General features: G+C 73.5%; 18 protein-coding genes. 4 read left to right on the top strand and 14 right to left on the bottom strand.

Annotation, left to right across the window (positions count from 1 at the left end):
• Window positions 1-6 precede the first annotated feature (6 nt).
• Together bioB and bioD are read right to left on the bottom strand one after the other, a co-directional pair.
• Entirely contained in the window at window positions 7-1,002 is a 996-nt protein-coding gene (bioB, locus tag E1284_RS17705; RefSeq protein ID WP_131940235.1) for a biotin synthase BioB, read from the bottom strand.
• A complete protein-coding gene (bioD, locus tag E1284_RS17700; protein WP_165965316.1) occupies window positions 999-1,730 on the bottom strand; it encodes a dethiobiotin synthase in 732 nt (243 codons plus the stop codon). The genes bioB and bioD overlap by 4 nt, the downstream gene beginning before the upstream one ends.
• 145 nt (window positions 1,731-1,875) lie before the next feature.
• On the opposite strand from bioD, the gene E1284_RS17695 reads away from it, so the two are divergent.
• Window positions 1,876-2,631 carry a hypothetical protein gene (locus E1284_RS17695; protein ID WP_131940233.1) on the top strand — a complete coding sequence of 252 codons (756 nt, stop codon included), beginning with the start codon at window positions 1,876-1,878 and terminating at the stop codon, window positions 2,629-2,631.
• Here the strand turns inward: E1284_RS17695 and E1284_RS17690 are convergent.
• Window positions 2,628-4,292 carry a carotenoid oxygenase family protein gene (locus tag E1284_RS17690; protein WP_131940231.1) on the bottom strand — a complete coding sequence of 555 codons (1,665 nt, stop codon included), beginning with the start codon at window positions 4,290-4,292 and terminating at the stop codon, window positions 2,628-2,630. The genes E1284_RS17695 and E1284_RS17690 overlap by 4 nt on opposite strands.
• Before the next feature lie 153 nt (window positions 4,293-4,445).
• Here E1284_RS17690 and E1284_RS17685 point away from each other — a divergent pair, with 153 nt between their 5' ends.
• Window positions 4,446-4,958, top strand: a complete 513-nt coding sequence (locus E1284_RS17685) for a GNAT family N-acetyltransferase (RefSeq protein WP_243714551.1) — start codon at window positions 4,446-4,448, stop codon at window positions 4,956-4,958.
• On the opposite strand, the gene bsaP is transcribed toward E1284_RS17685, so the two are convergent.
• From bsaP to E1284_RS17660, 5 genes are all read right to left on the bottom strand, one after another.
• Window positions 4,940-5,125, bottom strand: a complete 186-nt coding sequence (gene bsaP, locus E1284_RS17680; protein WP_131940227.1) for a biotin synthase auxiliary protein BsaP — start codon at window positions 5,123-5,125, stop codon at window positions 4,940-4,942. The genes E1284_RS17685 and bsaP overlap by 19 nt on opposite strands.
• Before the next feature lie 21 nt (window positions 5,126-5,146).
• Entirely contained in the window at window positions 5,147-6,487 is a 1,341-nt protein-coding gene (locus E1284_RS17675) for an acetyl-CoA carboxylase biotin carboxylase subunit (protein WP_131940226.1), read from the bottom strand.
• Between the two features lie 136 nt (window positions 6,488-6,623).
• A complete protein-coding gene (locus tag E1284_RS17670) occupies window positions 6,624-7,445 on the bottom strand; it encodes an SCO6745 family protein (RefSeq protein WP_131940225.1) in 822 nt (273 codons plus the stop codon).
• 170 nt (window positions 7,446-7,615) lie between these two features.
• Window positions 7,616-9,634 (bottom strand): elongation factor G, encoded by a 2,019-nt coding sequence (fusA, locus tag E1284_RS17665; protein WP_131940224.1) that lies wholly within the window; start codon window positions 9,632-9,634, stop codon window positions 7,616-7,618.
• A gap of 108 nt (window positions 9,635-9,742) precedes the next feature.
• Complete coding sequence (locus tag E1284_RS17660; protein ID WP_243714550.1) at window positions 9,743-10,375, bottom strand: GntR family transcriptional regulator; 633 nt, start codon at window positions 10,373-10,375, stop codon at window positions 9,743-9,745.
• 80 nt (window positions 10,376-10,455) lie between these two features.
• Between E1284_RS17660 and E1284_RS17655 the strand changes: the two genes are divergently transcribed.
• Window positions 10,456-11,217, top strand: coding sequence for a DUF1932 domain-containing protein (locus E1284_RS17655; protein WP_131940223.1), 762 nt, complete (start codon window positions 10,456-10,458; stop codon window positions 11,215-11,217).
• A gap of 10 nt (window positions 11,218-11,227) precedes the next feature.
• Here the strand turns inward: E1284_RS17655 and E1284_RS17650 are convergent, their stop codons facing one another.
• The 6 genes from E1284_RS17650 to E1284_RS17625 form a co-directional block, all read right to left on the bottom strand.
• Entirely contained in the window at window positions 11,228-12,175 is a 948-nt protein-coding gene (locus tag E1284_RS17650; RefSeq protein WP_131940222.1) for a catechol 2,3-dioxygenase, read from the bottom strand.
• Window positions 12,172-13,215 carry a 4-oxalomesaconate tautomerase gene (locus tag E1284_RS17645; protein WP_131940221.1) on the bottom strand — a complete coding sequence of 348 codons (1,044 nt, stop codon included), beginning with the start codon at window positions 13,213-13,215 and terminating at the stop codon, window positions 12,172-12,174. The genes E1284_RS17650 and E1284_RS17645 overlap by 4 nt, the downstream gene beginning before the upstream one ends.
• Window positions 13,212-13,910 (bottom strand): 4-carboxy-4-hydroxy-2-oxoadipate aldolase/oxaloacetate decarboxylase, encoded by a 699-nt coding sequence (locus tag E1284_RS17640; protein ID WP_131940220.1) that lies wholly within the window; start codon window positions 13,908-13,910, stop codon window positions 13,212-13,214. The genes E1284_RS17645 and E1284_RS17640 overlap by 4 nt, the downstream gene beginning before the upstream one ends.
• The gene (locus tag E1284_RS17635) at window positions 13,907-14,647 is read right to left on the bottom strand and encodes a PIG-L deacetylase family protein (protein WP_131940219.1); all 741 of its coding nucleotides are present in this window, start codon (window positions 14,645-14,647) and stop codon (window positions 13,907-13,909) included. The genes E1284_RS17640 and E1284_RS17635 overlap by 4 nt, the downstream gene beginning before the upstream one ends.
• Before the next feature lie 51 nt (window positions 14,648-14,698).
• Window positions 14,699-15,799, bottom strand: a complete 1,101-nt coding sequence (locus E1284_RS17630; RefSeq protein WP_165965315.1) for an FUSC family protein — start codon at window positions 15,797-15,799, stop codon at window positions 14,699-14,701.
• Between the two features lie 133 nt (window positions 15,800-15,932).
• Window positions 15,933-17,162 carry a YncE family protein gene (locus tag E1284_RS17625; protein WP_131940217.1) on the bottom strand — a complete coding sequence of 410 codons (1,230 nt, stop codon included), beginning with the start codon at window positions 17,160-17,162 and terminating at the stop codon, window positions 15,933-15,935.
• Between the two features lie 138 nt (window positions 17,163-17,300).
• Here E1284_RS17625 and E1284_RS17620 point away from each other — a divergent pair.
• Window positions 17,301-17,949, top strand: a 649-nt coding sequence (locus E1284_RS17620; RefSeq protein WP_131940215.1) for a TetR/AcrR family transcriptional regulator, incomplete at its 3' end; no start/stop codon positions are given.

Genomic DNA, 17,949 nt, shown 5'->3' with positions numbered 1-17,949 from the left:
CCTGACTTAGAGGGTCTGGGAGAGGGCCTTGATGGGCATCTGGAGGTCGGTGAGCAGGTCCAGGTCCTTTTGAGCCGGGCGGCCGAGGGTGGTCAGGTAGTTGCCGACGATGATGGCGTTGATGCCGCCGAGCATGCCCTCGCGGGTGCCGAGGTCGCCGAGGGTCAGTTCGCGGCCGCCGGCGTAGCGGAGGATGGTGCGGGGCAGGGCCAGGCGGAACGCGGCGATCGTCTTCAGGGCCTCGGGGCCCTCGACCAGCGGGAGGTCGGAGAACGGGGTGCCGGGGCGGGGCGCCAGGAAGTTCAGCGGGACCTCGTCGGGGTCGAGGTCGGCCAGTTGCACGGCGAACTCCGCGCGCTGCCCGATGGTCTCGCCCATGCCGACGATGCCGCCGCAGCACACCTCCATGCCGGCGTCCTTCACCATGCGGAGGGTGTCCCACCGCTCCTCCCACGAGTGGGTGGTGACCACGTTCGGGAAGTGGGAGCGGGCCGTCTCCAGGTTGTGGTTGTAGCGGTGGACGCCCATCGCGGCGAGCTCGTCCACCTGCTCCTGGGTGAGCATGCCGAGCGAGCAGGCGATGTTGATCTCGACGGCGTCGTTGATGGCCCTGACGCCCTCGCGGACCTGCGACATGAGGCGCTCGTCCGGGCCGCGGACGGCGGCGACGATGCAGAACTCGGTGGCGCCGGTCTTCGCGGTCTCCCGGGCGGCCTCGACGAGTTCGGGGATGTTCAGCCACACCGAGCGGACCGGCGACTCGAACTTGCCGGACTGGGAGCAGAAGTGGCAGTCCTCGGGGCAGCCGCCGGTCTTCAGCGAGACGATCCCCTCGACCTCGACCTCGGGGCCGCACCAGCGCATCCGGACCTCGTGGGCGAGTGCGAGCAGGTCCTCCAGCCGGTCGTCGGGCAGGGTGAGGACGTCCAGCACCTGCCGCTCGGACAGGCCCCTCCCCTCGTCCAGGACCTGGCGGCGGGCGGTTTCGAGGATGTCCGTCACGTGTTCTCCTTGTCGGGGCGGTGGCTGTCGCGGAAGGCGGCGGCGTCGAAGCCGCCGCCGAACGAGGGGGCCAGGCCGCGGTGCGCGGCCGCCAGGAACTCCGCCGGGTCCAGGGCGGCCGCGCCGGCGGGCAGCGCGCCCGACAGCGGGCGCGCCGCGATGGTTTCCAGGTCGCGGATGTTGCTGCGCATCGCGAGGTCCGGGTCGTCCGGCCATGCGCCGATCACCACCCCGGCGAGCTGCACGCCCCGGTGCGCCATCGCCTCCAGGGTGAGCGCCGTGTGGTTGAGCGTGCCGAGGTCGGGGCGGGTCACGACGACGGCGGCGGCGCCGAGCCGGCGCGCGAGGTCGGCGATCGTGGAGCCCTCGTCGTCGTAGCGGACGAGGAGGCCGCCCGCGCCCTCGACGAGCACGAGGTCGTGGCCGTCCGCCAGCTCCCGGACGCGTTCGGCCGCCTCCGAGAGCCGGACGGGCGGGAGCCCGGCGCGGCGGGCGGCGGCGGCCGGGGACAGCGGGTCGGGGAAGCGGGCGAACTCGTGCCCGCCGCCGATCCCGGCGAGGCGGCGCACCTCGTCGAGGTCGCCGGGCTCGCCCTCGCGCACCCCGGTCTGGCCGGGCTTGACGACGGCGACCGACGACCCGCGGGCGGCGGCGACCGTGGCCAGCGCCGCGGTGACGACCGTCTTGCCCACGCCCGTACAGGTCCCGGTGATCACGAGCACGCTCACAAGGCCGCACACTAGCGCGGGCCCGCGGCGGGGGCGCCCGCCGGATCCCACAGTCTTCGGCGGGCATTTTTGTCACGGGCGGAACCGGGCGGCCGGGGCGGGGCGTCCAAGGTCCATGGCCGGTCCGTACACACGTTCCCGCTGGGTGCCGGCTCTCGCCTGCGCGGCGCTGACCGCCTGCGCGGCGGCCGCCTGCGGCGACGGCTCCGGAGAAGCCGGGCCCGTGCCGCCCCCCGCACCCGCCACGTCCACGACCTCGTCCCCCGCCAAGGACACCCCCGCCGGCGAGCACCGCGTGCTGCGCCGGCGCCAGACCGGAGGCATCGCCGGCCTCGGCGGCCCCGGCTCCGTCCCCGAGTTCTCCCTCTACTCCACGGGCCGCGCGGTGGCCGCGTCCAAGAGCGGGCCGACCGAGTACCGCCTGAGACCGGAGGCGCTGCGGCGGCTCCTGGACGAGGCGCGCGCGGCGGGCCTCGGCCGCTCGCACACGGTCGGCTCCGACCGGATCGCCGACGCGATCATCGCGGTGGTCACGATGGGCGGTGCCACGACCCGCATTATCCAGCCGGAGTCGCAGACCGGCCCGGAGGGCCGCTTCCTGAAGAGGCTCGACCCGGCCGGGTGGCCCGCGTCCGACCAGTCCGCGAAGCCGGAGCCGTACGCGCCGGAGAAGACGGCGGTCCTCGCGGGCGAGATGGCGGGGAGCGGCGCGGCCGAGGAGTGGCCGCTGGAACCGCTCGGCGACGGAGTGCGGGTGGCCGGGGCCGTCTGCACTCTGGCGCCGTCGGGGAAGGTGCCCGAAACGGAGCCGGGCACCCTCTGGCGCAGTGACGGGAAGACCTACTCCGTCCGCCTCCGGCCGCTGCTCCCCGGCGAGTCGTCCTGCCGGGACCTGGGTTAGCGGGCGTCCAGCTCGGCGGCGACCTCGCGGGCCGCCGCGGCGAGGTCGGGGTCCAGTTCCTCCAGCCGGGCGTCCAGGTCGTCGGCGAAGCGGAGCCGTTCGACGTCCGGCGGCGGGACGGCCTCGGGCATCCACGCCGAGTGGATCAGGAACGGGACCGTGGTGCCGTTCGGCGGGGCCAGCACGGCGACGGGGCCGCGCCCGACGTCGGCGGCGTCGAAGAGCTCGACGCGGAAGCGGTCGTCGTTGTGGACGGCCACGACCAGGTAGCCGTCGTGGCCGCCGGGCTCCGCGCCCGCGTAGCGGCTGCCGCCCCGTCCGCGCGGGACGAAGGACGGCGAGGTCGGGTAGTCGTCCAGCGCGAACGTCCACTCCGCCAGGGCCTTGAGGTCCGCGCGGTCGTGGCTCACCAGGACGGCCGGGGTCTCCTCCGCCGGGAACAGCGACGGGTCCACCCGGCCCGCGTAGTTGCGCAGGGCGCGGCGGTTGATCGCCTCCGGATGGAAGCCCAGGTAGACGAGGTGGTGCCGGGTCGGGGCGGTCTGCCCCTCGATGCTCCAGTCGATCGCGGACAGTTCGGCCTGCCACCAGCGCTCCGGGTCGCGGGCGCGGGCGCGCTCGGTGATCCGGCCGGTCTCCGGGTCGAACCGCAGAACGGTCGTGAGCGCGGGCGCCATGCCGTGGCAGTACATGCCGCGCAGGGCCGGGTCGACCGGACGGCCGTGGAGGTCGACGTCGTCCTCGCGGAGGTACATCCCGATGTCCACGCCCTCGCCGTGCTCCATGACGACCTCGATACCGTCGGAGTCGTCGTAGCGGGCGTAGAAGTGGTTGACCTCGGGGGCCAGATGGAACTCCGTGCAGGGGACGGAGCCCCGCCCGGGGAGCAGGTCGTCCTTGCGGATCAGCAGGACGGGGCCGTCCGGGTTGTTGGGGGCGGTGCGGTCCCCGCCGAAGACCTCCTCGACTTCGAGCTTGTAGGCGGTGTCGGCGAGGACGAGCCAGTCGCGGGTCTGGGTGATGGTGTGGGCGGCCTGCGGCAGCGCCGCGCCCTCGACGTCCCAGCGGTGGACGCGGGTGCCGGTCCCGTCGTAGCGGATCACCGAGACGGCGCCGGTCAGCACGTCGCGGCTGACGCTCCACAGGCAGCCGCGCTCGGGGTCGACGACCGGGTGCGCGGTGGTGGAGATCAGCGGCAGGACGGCGTGGTCCATGGCGGGCTTCCAGTCGTCGCGGTGCCCGACCTCGGCGACGAAGTCCAGCGTGACCGGGTCGACCTCGACGGGGCGGCCGGCGTCCCAGGTGGCGAAGAGCCGGTCGCCCCACGGGAGCGGCGCGGTGTTGGCGGCGTTGACGAACCCCCACGGCGAGTCGGTGCCGACCGGGCCGGCGGTGAACAGGTCGGGCCGCCTGCCGCGCAGCCGGACGGACGGGGTGCCGATGACGCGGGCGCGCCAGGGGAAGCGCCCGTCCGGGCCGGGCCGGAGCGGCATCCGCGCGATGATCCCGTCGCCGAAGAACGCGTGCCGGGGGCGGGTCCGCTGGTCGGAGGTGCTGACGACGTAGTGGCCGCGCACGTCGTCCGGCCAGGCGCCGGCGACGACCTCCAGGTCCATGTCGGTGGTGTCCTGCGCGCGGAGGATGGAGCGGGGAACCGGCATCAGCCCTCCCAGGGGTTATTGGCTCCACGCCAATCAACAGGCCGGTGCGCGGCATCGTCAAGAGTGCGGCGTTTTCGACCGCGATGCGTGCCAATACCCTGGTTCGGCACGGCCCGCCGGCCGTGCCGAGACGCGGAGAAGCAGGCGATGCGCATGGAGGCCGGACCAGCGGTGTCCGAGGACGTGGTCGTGCGGGTGGCACGGCCCGAGGAGTACGACCTCGTCGGTGAGCTGACCGTGGAGGTCTACGTGCACGGCGGGCTCGTGTCGCCCGAGTCGTCGTACGTGAAGACGCTGTGGGACGCCGGTGACCGGGCCGCCAGGGCCGAGCTGCTCGTCGCCGAGGTCGGGGGCGAGGTCGCCGGGGCCGTCGCCTACTGCCCGCCCAGCAGCCCCTACGCGGAGCTCGCCGGGCCCGACGAGGCGGAGTTCCGGATGCTCGCCGTCCGGGAGAAGGCGCGCGGGAAGGGCGCCGGGCGCGCCATGGTCACGGCGTGCGTCGAGCGGGCGCGGGCGGCCGGGCTGCGCGGGCTGCGGCTCTCCACGCAGCACAACATGGGCGCCGCGCAGCGGATGTACGAGCGGCTCGGCTTCGTGCGGACGCCGGAGCGCGACTGGGCGCCCGCTCCGGGTGTGGACCTGCTGACCTACGCGCTGTCGTTCTGAAGGGCGCCGTGCTCGGCGCACCGGGCCGTCCAGCCGAGCGGGGTCACCTGGACGATCATCCGGCGGCGGCAGTGCGCGCAGTAGCGGGGCGGTTCCATCTCGCGGGCGGAGCGGCACGTGGCGTGGTCGCCCTCGGCGGCGGGCTCGCCGCAGCGGTCGCAGTACACGGCCCTACTTTAGGACGGCCGTCACCGCGCCGGACGCATGCGGCCCACGAGCCCGGTGTCGTAGGCGCCGGTCGCGAACTCGGGGCGGTCCATGAGTTCGCGGAGGAAGGGCAGGTTCGTCGGCGGGCCCTCGATGCAGAACGCGTCGACGGCGGCGCGGGCCCGGGCGAGCGCGTGGGCGCGGTCGTCGCCGCGGACGCCCAGCTTGGCGAGCAGCGGATGGTACGTCGGGGTGACGGTGCTGCCCTCGGCGTAACCCGCGTCGATGCGGATGCCGTCGCCGACGGGCTCCTCCCACACCTTGATCTCGCCGGAGCCGGGCAGGAACTCCCGCGGGTCCTCGGCGTGGACGCGGAACACGATGGCGTGGCCGCGCGGGGCCGGGTCGGCGAACGAGACGGGCTCGCCGGCGGCGACGCGGAACTGCTGCTCGACGAGGTCGATTCCGGTGGTCATCTCGGTGGCGACGTGCCCCGACGGCAGCCGGGTGCACATCTCCAGGAACGCGAACTCCCGCGCGGCCGGGTCGACGAGGAACTCGACGCTGCCGATGCCGCGGTAGCCGACGGTCTCCCCGGCGCGGACGGCGGCGGCCAGCATCCGGTCGCGGAGCGCGGGGTCGAGGTTCGGCGACGGGGTCTCCTCGACGATCTTCTGGTAGCGGCGCTGGACGGAGCAGTCGCGCTCGCCGAACGCGACGACCGTGCCGTCCGCAAGGCCGAGGATCTGCACCTCGATGTGCAGGGCGCCCGGCACGTACCGCTCCAGCAGCACCTCGCCGTGCCCGAAGACGCGGTCGGCGGCAGCGCGGGCGGTCTCGTAGGCGGTGCGGAGCGACGGCTCGTCGTGCGCGATGGCCAGGCCGACGCCGCCGTCGCCCGCGGCGGGCTTCACCATGACGGGGTAGCCGATGCGTCCGGCCTCCTCGGCGGCCGTGCCGGCGTCCGGGACGGGCTCCCACACCCCGTGCCCGACCGGGACGCCCGCCGCCTTCATGAGGTTCCGGGAGTTGATCTTGTCGTTCATGCGGGCGATGGCGAGCGGCGGCGGGCCGACCCAGACCAGGTCGCGCTCGGCGGCCTGCCGGGCGAGCGAGGCGTTCTCGGCGAGGACGCCGTCGCCGGGGTGGATCGCGCCGGCGTTGGTGCGGTGCGCCGCCTCCAGGATCGCGGGCACGTTGAGGTAGCTGCGGCCCGGGTCGGCGGGGCCGATGAGGACGGCCTCGTCCGCCTCGGCGACGAACGGCAGGTCGGCGTCGGCGTCGGAGTACACGGCGATGGCCTTGAGGCCCATCGCGCGGGCGGTGCGCAGGATCCGGCCCGCGATCTCCCCGCGGTTCGCCACGAGCACGGACTCGAACACTGCGGACTCTCCTCACCGACGCCCGGGACCGGCGTCCCGTCCGCCCCGAGACTAGTCCGGATCGTTGACCTGCGGCGTGTTGTTGTTATCCAGCGGCTCATAACAACAACACGCCGCAGGTCAACGAAGCGGGGGGTTAGGCGAGGGTGAAGAGGCCGGCGTCCGCTACGGCCCTGCCGAAGGGGCGGGCGAGTTCGGCGAGGCGCTCGCAGCCGTCCTCGCCGAGGGCGGCGTAGGCGGGCAGGGCCAGTTCGTCGGTGCGGTCCTCGATGCGCTGCCGGAACGCCTCGCCCTCCGGGGTGAGGGATTCGCCGTCCAGCAGGCCGCGGGCGCGGAGGCGCTTCGCGGTCGCGTCCCACTGCTCGGCGGGCCAGGCCCGGGTCGCGGTGAGGAACGCCTTGGGCATCGTGCCGGTGGCGGCGTGCAGGACGAGCGCCTCGACCGGGGTGACGCCCTCGGCGGTGAGGACGGCGATGTGGCCGTCGCCGCGGAACTCGCGCAGGAGGGTCTGCGCCCACCAGAGCCGGAGGACCGGCTCGTCCGGCCAGGGCAGCGACGCGTGCGCCGCGTAGAGCGGCCGGCCCTGCGCGTGGTCGGCGGCCGCCTCGGCGGCGCGGCGGGCGAGGGAGGCGGTCTCCTCCAGGTCCGGCAGCCGGTCGATGCCCGCGCGTCGGAGCGCGGCGCCGGCCGCCTCCTCCCGCGCGGCGAGCACCCGCTCCGGGGTCGTCTTCTCCCAGGCCGCCGGAAGCGCGCTGCGGACCACGGCGGGGCTGAAGTTGTAGAACGTCGCGATGACCACCTCGGCGGAGGCGCGCCCGAAGGCCGCCGCGCGCGAGGCGAAGTAGGCGGTCTGCGGGTCCAGCCCGAGGGCCGCGTACCGCTCGGGCGCCTCCGGCACGAAGTAGATCATCGCGTGCACCGGTTCCAGCCGCCGCCACGCCCGCCGTGCAGCTCGCATCCGCCCGCCTCCCTGTCGCCGACCGATCGGGAACCGAATCTAATTCGGGCCGGGACCGGCCGTCAACGCTCAGCGGCGGCACCCCTCCGTCTCCGTTGCGGGGGCCGGCTCCGCCGTCCGGAGGGGCGGGTCCGGGGCCGCACGCTCCCGTGCGGCCCCGACTCCCGGCGTCAGCTGCCGATGATCTTCGCGGCGGTCGCGGGCGGGACCTCGGCGTGGGTCGCGAACTGCATGGTGAAGACGCCTCGGCCGGACGTCATGCCGCGCAGATCCCCGACGTAGCCGAACATCTCCGCCAGCGGGACGAGTGCCCGGATCACCCGCGCGCCGGAGCGCTCGCCCGTGCCCTCGACGCGGCCGCGGCGGCCGTTGAGGTCGCCGATGACCGCGCCCAGGTGCTCCTCAGGGGTGGTGACCTCGACGGTCATCACCGGTTCGAGCAGCACCGGGGACGCGCGCCGGACCGCCTCCTTGACCGCCAGCGAACCGGCGATCTTGAAGGCGAGCTCGGACGAGTCGACCGGATGGAAGTCGCCGTCGGTGAGGACGACCCGCACGCCCGTCATCTCGTACCCCGCGAGGAAGCCGGTTCGGAGCGCCTCCTGGCAGCCCGCGTCCACCGACGGGATGAACTCCTTCGGGATGCGCCCGCCGGTGACCCGGTTGACGAATTCGTACCCGTCCTCGATGGGTTCGAGGGAGAGCTGCACCTTCGCGTACTGGCCCTTGCCGCCGGTCTGCTTCCGGTGCGTCAGGTCGACGCGCTCGACCGCCCGCCGGACGGTCTCGCGGTAGGCGACGCGGGGACGGCCCACGTTGGCCTCGACATGGAACTCCTCCTTCAGGCGGTCGACGAGGACCTCCAGGTGGAGTTCCCCCATGCCACCGATGACGGTCTGCCCGTCCTCGTCGCGGACCTGGAAGGACGGGTCCTCCTCCGACAGCCGGTGGACGGCCGCGCCCAGCTTCTCCACGTCGCCCCGCGACCGCGGCTCGATCGCGACCTCGATGACCGGGGCCGGGAAGTCCATGGACTCCAGGACGACCGGGTGCGCGGCGTCGCAGAGCGTCTCGCCGGTGGTCGTCTGCTTCAGGCCCATGACGGCGACGATGTCGCCCGCGCCCGCCGACTCGATCTCCACCCGCTTGTCCGCGTGGACGCGGTAGATCTTGCCGATCCGCTCCTTCCGGCCCTTGACGCTGTTGAGCACCGTGGCGCCCGACACCAGGCGTCCGGAGTAGATCCGGACGAACGTGAACCGGCCCAGGTGCCGGCCGGTCATGACCTTGAACGCGAGCGCCGACAGCGGCGCCTCGTCCGAAACGTCTTGGACATCCAGGGGCGACGGCAGGTACCGGACGACCGCGTCCAACAGGGGCTGGACGCCCTTGTTCTTGAACGCGCTGCCGCACAGCACCGGCGTCGCGGCCGACGCGACCGTCAGCCGGCGGATCGCCGCGTGGAGCTGCTCCTCGGACGGCTCGGCGCCGTCCAGGTACAGCGCCATGACCTGCTCGTCGTGCTCGGCGACCGTCTCGACCAGCGTGCGCCGCCACCGCCGGGCGTCCTCGGCGAGACCGGCCGGGACGTCGACGACCGTGTGGCGCCCGTCCGGCCAGACGTGGGCCCGCATGGAGACGAGGTCGACGACGCCCGCGAACCCGGCCTCGGACCCGATCGGCAGCTGGACGACCAGCGCGACGGCGCCGAGCCGCTCGCGGATCATCGCCGCGCACCGGTGGTAGTCGGCGCCGGCCCGGTCGAGCTTGTTGACGAAGCAGACGCGCGGCACGCCGTACCGGTCGGCCTGCCGCCACACCGTCTCCGACTGCGGCTCGACGCCCGCGACGCCGTCGAACACGGCCACGGCCCCGTCGAGGACGCGCAGGCACCGCTCGACCTCGATGGTGAAGTCGACGTGGCCCGGCGTGTCGATGAGGTTGATCGTGTGGCCGTCGCCCTCGACGGCCCAGTGGCAGGTCGTCGCGGCGGACGTGATCGTGATGCCCCGGTCGCGCTCCTGCTTCATGTAGTCGAGCGCGGCGGCGCCGTCGTGGACCTCGCCGATCCGGTGCGAGACGCCGGTGAAGTACAGGATCCGCTCGGCGGTCGTCGTCTTGCCGGCGTCGATGTGCGCCATGATCCCGATGTTGCGGACCTTGGCGAGAGCAAGGGCAGTGGTGGTCATCGGGATCCTCCTTCTCACTCGATGACGACCGCCGCCGGACAAGATCGTCCATAGCGGCATGCGCGACGGTAACCGCCGGGGCCGTGCGAGCGCCAAGGGTTTTCGGTGTCAGGGGGCGAGGCCCCGGTCGACGTCCGGGAGGGCCTCGATGACGCTGCGCAGGTGGGCGCGGGCCGCGCGCTCGGCGGCCTCCGGGTCGCCGGCCGCGATCGCGTCGATGATGTCGGTGTGCTGCGGCAGCGACGTCTGCGGGCGGCCCGGGTGCATGGCCAGCCGGAACTGGTGGCGGACGTTCTGCGCGCGCAGCCGCTCGAGGACGTCCGAGGCCGTCCGCTGCCCGCTGATCTCGCGGACGCGGCGGTGCAGGCGCTCGTTCAGCCGGGAGTAGCCGAGCACGTCGCCGGACGCCACGGCGGAGCGCATCGCCTCCCCGATCTCCCGCAGCTCGGCGGCGTCGGCGGCGGTGGCGCGCTCGGCGGCCTTGGCCGCGCACAGGCCCTCGACCACCATCCGGACCTCGGAGATCTCGACGGCCTCGGCGAGGGAGACCGCGCGGACGCGGGCGCCGCGGTTCTGCACGCGCTCGATGAGGCCCTCGTTGGCCAGTTCGGCGAGGGCGGCGCGGACGCTGGCGCGGCTGGCGGCGAACTGCTCGGACAGGTCCGCCTCGATCAGCCGCTGGTCCGGCACGAACCGGCCGCTCAGGATCGCCTCGCGGATCCCGCTCACCACGTCGCTCACCGGCACTCCCGAATTGTCGCCATTTTTGTCGCTGATCTAGGGTAGCCGGAGCGGGAGGTCGAGCGAGGGAGGGGAACGGCATGCCGGTCATCGCGGTGCTGGGACTGGGTGAGGCGGGCGGCGCCATCGCGGCCGGCCTCGCCGCGGCGGGCGCCGTCGTGCGCGGCTACGACCCGGCCGTCCCGGCGGGGGACGGCCTCGTCGCCTGCGGCGGCGAGGCCGAGGCCGCGACCGGCGCCGACCTCGTGCTGAGCGTCAACAGCGCGCACGACGCGGCCGCCGCGCTCAAGGCCGGTGCCGGGGCCGTCGGCGACGGCGCCGTCTGGGCCGACCTGAACACCGGCTCGCCCGGCCTCAAGCGCGAGCTCGACGCGATCGCGACGGGGCAGGGCGTCCGGTTCGCCGATGTGGCGATCATGGCACCGGTGCCGGGGCGCGGGCTGCGCACGCCGCTGCTGGTCAGCGGCGGCGGCGCCGCGCGGGTCGCGGAGATCCTCGCCCCGCTCGGCGCCGAGGTCCGGGTGCTGGACGGCGCCGCCGGCCTCGCCGCCGAGCGCAAGCTGCTGCGCAGCGTGTTCTTCAAGGGCCTCGCCGGGTCGGTCGTCGAGGCCCTCGAAGCGGCGCGGGCCGCCGGCTGCGAGGACTGGCTCCGCGCGAACATCGTCGAGGAGCTGGTCGCGGCCGGCGAGCACACCGTGGACCGGCTCGTCGGCGGCACGTACCGGCACGCCGTCCGGCGCGCCGCCGAGATGGCGGCCGCGGCGACCATGCTGGAGGAACTGGACGTCCCGCCGGCGATGGCCGCCGCGAGCCGCGACCTGCTGCGGCGCCTGTCCGGCTGACCGGCCCCGCCTACCCGACGGGCGGGGTGCCATGGGTGTGGAACGACTCGATCGTCTTCAGGCCCCACGCCTGGCCCTTGGCGCGCTCCGCCTCCGTCCAGGTGATCGTCTTCCAGTCCGGCGCGAGGACGAGCCGTGCGCACGGGTTGCACAGCTCGATGCGGTTGCCGCCCGGCTCGTAGACGTAGAGGAAGAACGTCTGCTGGATCGCGTGCTTGTGCGGGCCCGTCTCGATGAAGACGCCGTGGTCGAGGAAGATGTCGGCGGCGCGGAGGATGTCCTCGCGGGTGTCGGTCGCGAACGCGATGTGGTGGAGGCGGCCGTTGGCGCCCGTCCAGTCCCGCGTGTAGACGAGGTCGTAGGACTTGTTCGTGAACGTCATCCAGCGCGCGCCGATCGTGCCGTCGTCCAGCCGGATCTGCTCGGTGGCGTGCCCGCCGAGGACGTCCCGCAGGAAGTCGGTGCTCGGCACGACCTCGGCGGCCAGGAAGTTGACGTGGTCGAGGCGGCGCACGCACACGCCCATCGCCGGGTACGCCTGCGCCTGGTTCTTCAGCGACGGCGCCAGCTCGGGCGGCGCCTCGAACCACTCCGACTCCCAGTAGATCTCCATCTCGTGGCCGTCGGGGTCGCGGAACACGTAGGTCGGGCCGAGGCCGGGGTCGCCGTCCCGCCAGCCGATGCCGAGCCCGGCGTCCTCGATCGCCTTGACCCGCCGGTCGAGGGCCTCCCGGGAGGACGTGCGCAGCCCGGTGCGCCGGATGCCGGACGTGCTGTGCGCGGTGAGCTTGAGCGTGTGGTGCTCGTAGTCGTCCCACGTCCGCAGGTACACCGAGTCGCCCTCGGTGCCGACCTCGGTGAGGCCCATGATCCGGGTGAAGAACCACAGGCTCTTCTCCGGCTCGGGCGTCAGCAGCTCGACGTGGGCGACGTGGGCGATCTCGTGCTTGATGGTCATCGGGAACTCCGGGGGAAGACGGTGCCGTCGAAGAGTGCGCGGGCCGTGCGGACGATGCTGGAGCGCCGGACGGACGTGCCGTCCAGCTCGACCACCACGTCCAGGCGGCCGGCCGGGTGCTCGATGCCCATGGGCGCGCCCGGCGGCGGGACGTCCGCGAGGTCGTGCCCCACGGCGCCGTCGAGCAGCAGCGCGGTGGCGACGCTGACCGCGCCGAGGACGCCGATCGAGGTGTGCATGCGCAGCGGGATGAACGTGCGGGTGCAGATCATGCCGCCGGCGCGGGGCGGTGCGACGAGGGTCGTCTTCGGCACGGAGGAGGCCGAGACGTCGCCGAGCCCCATCAGCTTCCCGGCCGCGAGCCGCAGCGACTGGATCCGGTCGCGCAGGTGGGACAGGTCGGTCTCGTAGCCGGTGACGCCGAAGTCGGACGCGGCGGCGACGACGACCGGCATGCCGTTGTCGACGCAGGTGACCTCGATGCCGTCGATCCGGTCGCGGGGACGGCCGGTGGGAAGCAGCGCGCCGCAGGAGGATCCTTCCGTCCCCGCGAAGTCCAGATCGATCCGCGCCGCCGTTCCCGGGACGCCGGAGACGGCGGTGTCGCCGTCGTAGCCGACCGTCCCGCCCGGTGTGGGGAACGCGGCGGTGGCGATGCCGCCGGAGTTCACCATCCGGATGCGGACGCTCGTCCGGTCGCCGCCCGCGGGCACGAGCCCGCGCTCGACGGCGAACGGGCCGACGCCGGCGAGGATGTTCCCGCAGTTCTGCCGGTCGGAGACCGTCGGCTCCTCCACGCCGAGCTGCAGGAACAGGTAGTCGACGTCGGCCGCGCCGTCCGCGGACGGCGACACGACCGCGACCTTGCTGGTCAGCGGGTGCGCACCGCCGATCCCGTCGATCTGCCGCGGGTCGGGGGTGCCCATGATCCGCAGCAGCAGGTCGTCGCGTTCGGCCGGGTCGGAGGGCAGGTCGGCGGCGAGGAAGTACGCGCCCTTGGACGTCCCGCCGCGCATCAGCATGCAGCGCACCCCGGTCATGATCCGGTGTATTCCGTGTAGTCGACGTACTCGATGCCCATCCCGGGGAGCCGGTCGCGCAGCCCGTACCGGTCCAGGCCGAGTTCGCCCTTCTGGAAGGCGGCGCGGGTCGCGGCCTCCTTCTCCTCACGGGCCCGCGCGGCCCGCACCGCCTCGGCCGCCGACTCCCGCTCGACGCGCACGACACCGTCATCGTCGGCGAGGATCACGTCCCCGGGCGCGATGAGCTGCCCGCCGATCGTGACCGGCACGTTCACCGCGCCCGGCGTGGCCTTCACCGTGCCCTGCGCGCTGACGGCCGCCGACCACACCGGGAAGCCCATCGCGTGCAGTTCCGCGACGTCCCGCACGCCGGCGTTGATGACGAGCCCGCGCACGCCCCGCCGCTGCAGCGCGGTCGCGAACAGCTCGCCGAACATGCCGTCGGTGGACGGCGACGTGGTGGTCACCACCAGGACGTCGCCGGGGCGGCACTGCTCGACCGCGACGTGGATCATCAGGTTGTCGCCCGGCCAGGACAGGACGGTCACCGCCGTCCCGGCGATGCGCGACCCGAGGTGCACCGGCCGGATCGACGGGCCGAGGAACCCGGTCCGCCCCATGGCCTCGTGGACGGTCGCGACGCCGTACCCGGCGAGGGAGCCGACCGCGGCGGCGTCGGCGCGCGGCGGGTCGGTGACGACGACCGTCCTCATGACAGCTCCCCGGTGGTCTGCGGGTACAGCCGGACGAACGCCTCGGCCCGCGTGTCGTGCGGCAGCCCGAGGTTCGGGCCCGCGTTGCGCTTCAGTTGCACGCCGCGCCGCTTGGCGAGGTCGGTGTAGTAGTCCCACATGTGGACCTGCGCGGGCAGGCATTCCATCGCGGCGCGCTTCGTGTCGAACACGGAGGTGATGTCGAGCAGCACGTCGGGCTTGAACTCGCACTGCTCCGGCTGGTGCGGCTCGAAGAAGAACACCGGCGGGGCGCCGAGCGGCTCGCCGGGGGCGTCGTAGCCGATCGCCTGCGCGAGCACGCGGGCCTGCAGCGCCATCCGCGCCGCCGCCGGATGGTCGCCGTTGTAGGGGTCGGCGAGCGTGTGGGTCAGCACCACGGCCGGCTCGAACTCCCGGTAGATCCGGACGAGCCGGTCGACCAGCTCCGGCGACTCGGCCAGGGGGTAGTCGCCGGCGTCCAGGAACTCGATCTCGGCGCCCAGCACCGCCGCGGCGGCCTCGGCCTCGCCCCGCCGCAGCTTCTTGATCTCCTCCAGCTGCTTCCCCTCGCGCCAGGCGCGGGCGGACTCGCCGCGCTCGCCGTAGCTCAGGCAGACCACCTTGGCGCGGTCGCCGCGCGAGGCGGCCAGCGCGATCGCGCCGCCGGCGCGCCAGACGAAGTCGCCCGCGTGGGCGCTGACGACGAGCAGGGGACTGGGAGCCGCAGATGCACTCATGCCGGTACCCTCCACCTTGTCACCCAAATTGTCAACAATTCTGCCGACAAGTCAGGGGCGGGGATCGCGGACACTGTCCAGCAGCAGCCGGCTGAGGCGCAGGATCTCCTGCTGCGGGTCCCACAGGCCGGGCGCGTCCGTCCCGGCGCCGAGATGCGGTTCCTCCAGCTCGCACTGGATCCGCTCGGCCTCGGCGCACGCCTCCTCGGCCGGTGCGTCCGGCAGGTCGCCGACGATGCCGCCGAACCGGCGGAGCAGATCCGCGTAGGCATGCCGGAACTCCGGGGTCAGCGCGGGCCCGCGCTCCTCCTCACCGTCACCGTCGAGCCGGCGCAGCGTCCCGGCGATCGACCGGACGTACGCCGCCGCGTAGTCGATCGTGTTCATCTGGCGCGGCGCCGGCCACCGGTCGAGGGCGCCCTGCCAGCGCAGCGGATACCCCCGCAGCTTCGCGCGCGGGTTGGCGCGCAGCGTCTCCTCCCCCTGCTCCAGCGCGTACCGGGCCTGCTCCTGCACGCGGGCCAGCCGCGACTCGCGCTCGTCCCAGCGCGACCGCCCGTCCTCGGCCGCGGCGACCTCGCCGGCCAGGGCGTCCAGCGCGTCGGCGAGCGCGTCCCGCACCTCCCGGACGGCGTACTCGCCGCGCCGCAGGTACAGCGGCGGGAACAGCACCGCGTTCACGATCAGGCCGACGGACAGCCCGATCGCGACGTCGGCGAGCCGCGGCAGCGTGTAGCCGACGACCTGGTGGCCGCCCACCAGCAGCGCGAACAGTCCGGTGAAGGCGACCTGGGACGACTGGCCGCCGAGCCGCCGCCACCCCGACACCATCATGGTCAGGACGACGACGATGGCGATCCCGAGCGCGGTCGGGCCGACCGTCAGGCCGACCGGGATCGCGATGCCCGCGCCGATGACGAACCCGGCCCCGTAGGTCACGCTCTCCCGGACGGACCGGACGACGGTCGGGTACACGCCGAGCAGCGCGGCCAGCGCCGCGAAGTAGGGCTGCTGGTGTCCGACCGGATATTTGGCGATCAGCCACGCGATGACCGCCGCGACGACGGCCTTGAGGGTGAGCCGGGCGCGTTCCTCCCAGTAGCGGCGCCCCGCGAAGGGCATCAGATGCTTGCGCAGTCCTCCGGTCGGCACCGCATGGCCGTTCCCGCAGGTCGTGGTTCCAACCATGGGACGGTAAACAGAAGGCCACCGCGCGGCCCGCCGGGATGTGGGTGGCGGCGGGCCTCGCGGTGGCCGGTTCGCAGAGCCGATCGGCGCCGGGCGGTCAGCCCTTGGCCGGGTCCAGGGACGCGATGGCCTCCGGGGTGAGCTTGGCGGCGCGCTCGCGCTGCGGGAAGCGGCCCACGTCGATCCGGGCGACCTCCTTGGCGGTCCGGTAGTCGATGACCGAGATCTGGTCGTCCTCGGCGAGGGAGACGAAGCAGTCGCGGCCGTTCGGGCTCGTCTGCGTCCAGTAGGGCAGGGCGTCGGTCGCGTAGGTGACGGTGCCGTCGGTGCTCAGGCCGGGCCGGGAGACGATGGAGACGTAGTCGTCGATCGTCCCGGCGACGCAGAGCTTGGTCTCGTCGGCGTTCATCGCCATGCCGTGGTGCGCGGAGTTCTGCGGGTAGTCGTCCGGCTTCATCTTGGCGGCCTTGTCGCTGAACGGCATGGTCACCGTCCGGGTGGTCTTCCCGGCCGCCAGGTCGTACTCGATGAACCCGTTGAGGTAGGACAGCTGCGCGTACATCGTCTTGTTGTCGCGGGTGAACACCGCCGGGCGGATCCCGTACTCGAAGGTGTAGGTGCGCAGCGGCTTGAACGTCGCCGCGTCCACCGCCGTGACCGCCCGCGACCCCTTGAGCCCGTTCAGCAGCTTCGGCAGCGAGGTGATGCCGATGCTGGAGTTGTAGAGGATCGTCCCGTCGGGCGAGTAGTCGTTGGCGTGGGGGTAGGTGCCGGTCGCGAAGCTCGTCACGAGCTCACCGGTCGCGGTGTCGATGACCTCGGCCTTGCTCGCAGTGGTGGCCGAGACGATGAACTGCCGCCCGTCCGCCGACAGCGCGGCGTGGTCGGCCTTGAAGCCCTCGGTCTTGTGCCGCCACAGCATCTTCTTGGTGGCGATGTCGAACGCGACGGCGTCCGACAGCGCGCCCCGCGAAATGTAGAGGGTCCGGCCGTCCGGGGAGACGGCCATGTCGTCGACGAGCTTGCGGTAGCCCTGCGCGGCGTTGACGGCCTCGTAGCCGACGCGGTCCACGATGGACATCGAGTCCAGGCGTTCCTGCAGGTCGGGGACGACGTTGATGGAACCGAGGTTCCGGTAGGCGGCGGTGTCGATGAAGCTGACCGTGCCGCCCTGCCCGTTGCCGACGGCCATCACGTCGCGCAGGCCGGCGGCCTCGGCTGGACGGGCGGGCTGGGCGTTCGCGGGCAGTGCGCCGGACATCGCGGTCGCCGCCAGGGCGGCGCAGCCGAGCAGCGCGGTTCGTCTTCGGAGACGTCGGGAAGGCATCGCGTCCTCCAGTGCGGGGTGGGTCTCCAGTTTGAAAACGGCCGTGTTCGAACTTGGCTACTGGACAGTAATCCAGGGTGAGGTGCGACACAAGACCCGGATGCTGGAAAATGTCGTCGGGGCCGTGGGGAGGAACCAGTGGCGGGCAGGCGCGCGAGACCGACCGGCAGGTACGGGGGCAGGTCCGCGGACGAGCGGCGGGCCGAGCGCCGCCGCCGCTTCCTGGACGCCGGCCTGGAGATGTTCGGCCGCGGCCCCGGCTACCGGGGCACCACCGTCGCCGCGCTCAGCGAGGCCGCCGGCCTGTCCACCCGGCAGTTCTACGAGGAGTTCACCACCCTGGAGGACCTCCTCGCCGAACTGCACCTGGAGGTCAACGACATCGCCGAGCGCGAGGTCGTCGCCGCACTCCCGTCCGTCCAGGGCCTCGGCCTCGCCGAGCGCACCGCCCGCCTCTTCCGCGCCTACGCCGCCGCCGTCACCGGCGACCGCGCCCGCATCCGCATCGCGTTCGTCGAGATCATCGGCGTCAGCCCCCGGATGGACCGCCAGCGCCTCACCCGCCGCGCCCGCTGGGTCGAGTTCCTCTGCGCCGAGGCGGCCGCCGCCGCCGAGCGCGGCGAGATCCCCGACCGCGACTACCGGATCGCCGCGACCGCCTTCATCGGCAGCATCAACGGCCTCCTGCACGACTGGAGCGCCGGCTGGGTCGACGCCACCCTCGACGAGGTCATCGACGAACTCGTCATGATGCTCCTCGGCCGCCTCACCGCCCCCGACCGGGGCC

It is taken from the genome of Actinomadura bangladeshensis (assembly GCF_004348335.1).
GTDB lineage: Bacteria > Actinomycetota > Actinomycetes > Streptosporangiales > Streptosporangiaceae > Spirillospora > Spirillospora bangladeshensis.
Note: the sequence above shows the minus strand (reverse complement) of the source record. Positions and strands in the feature narration are given on the sequence as shown.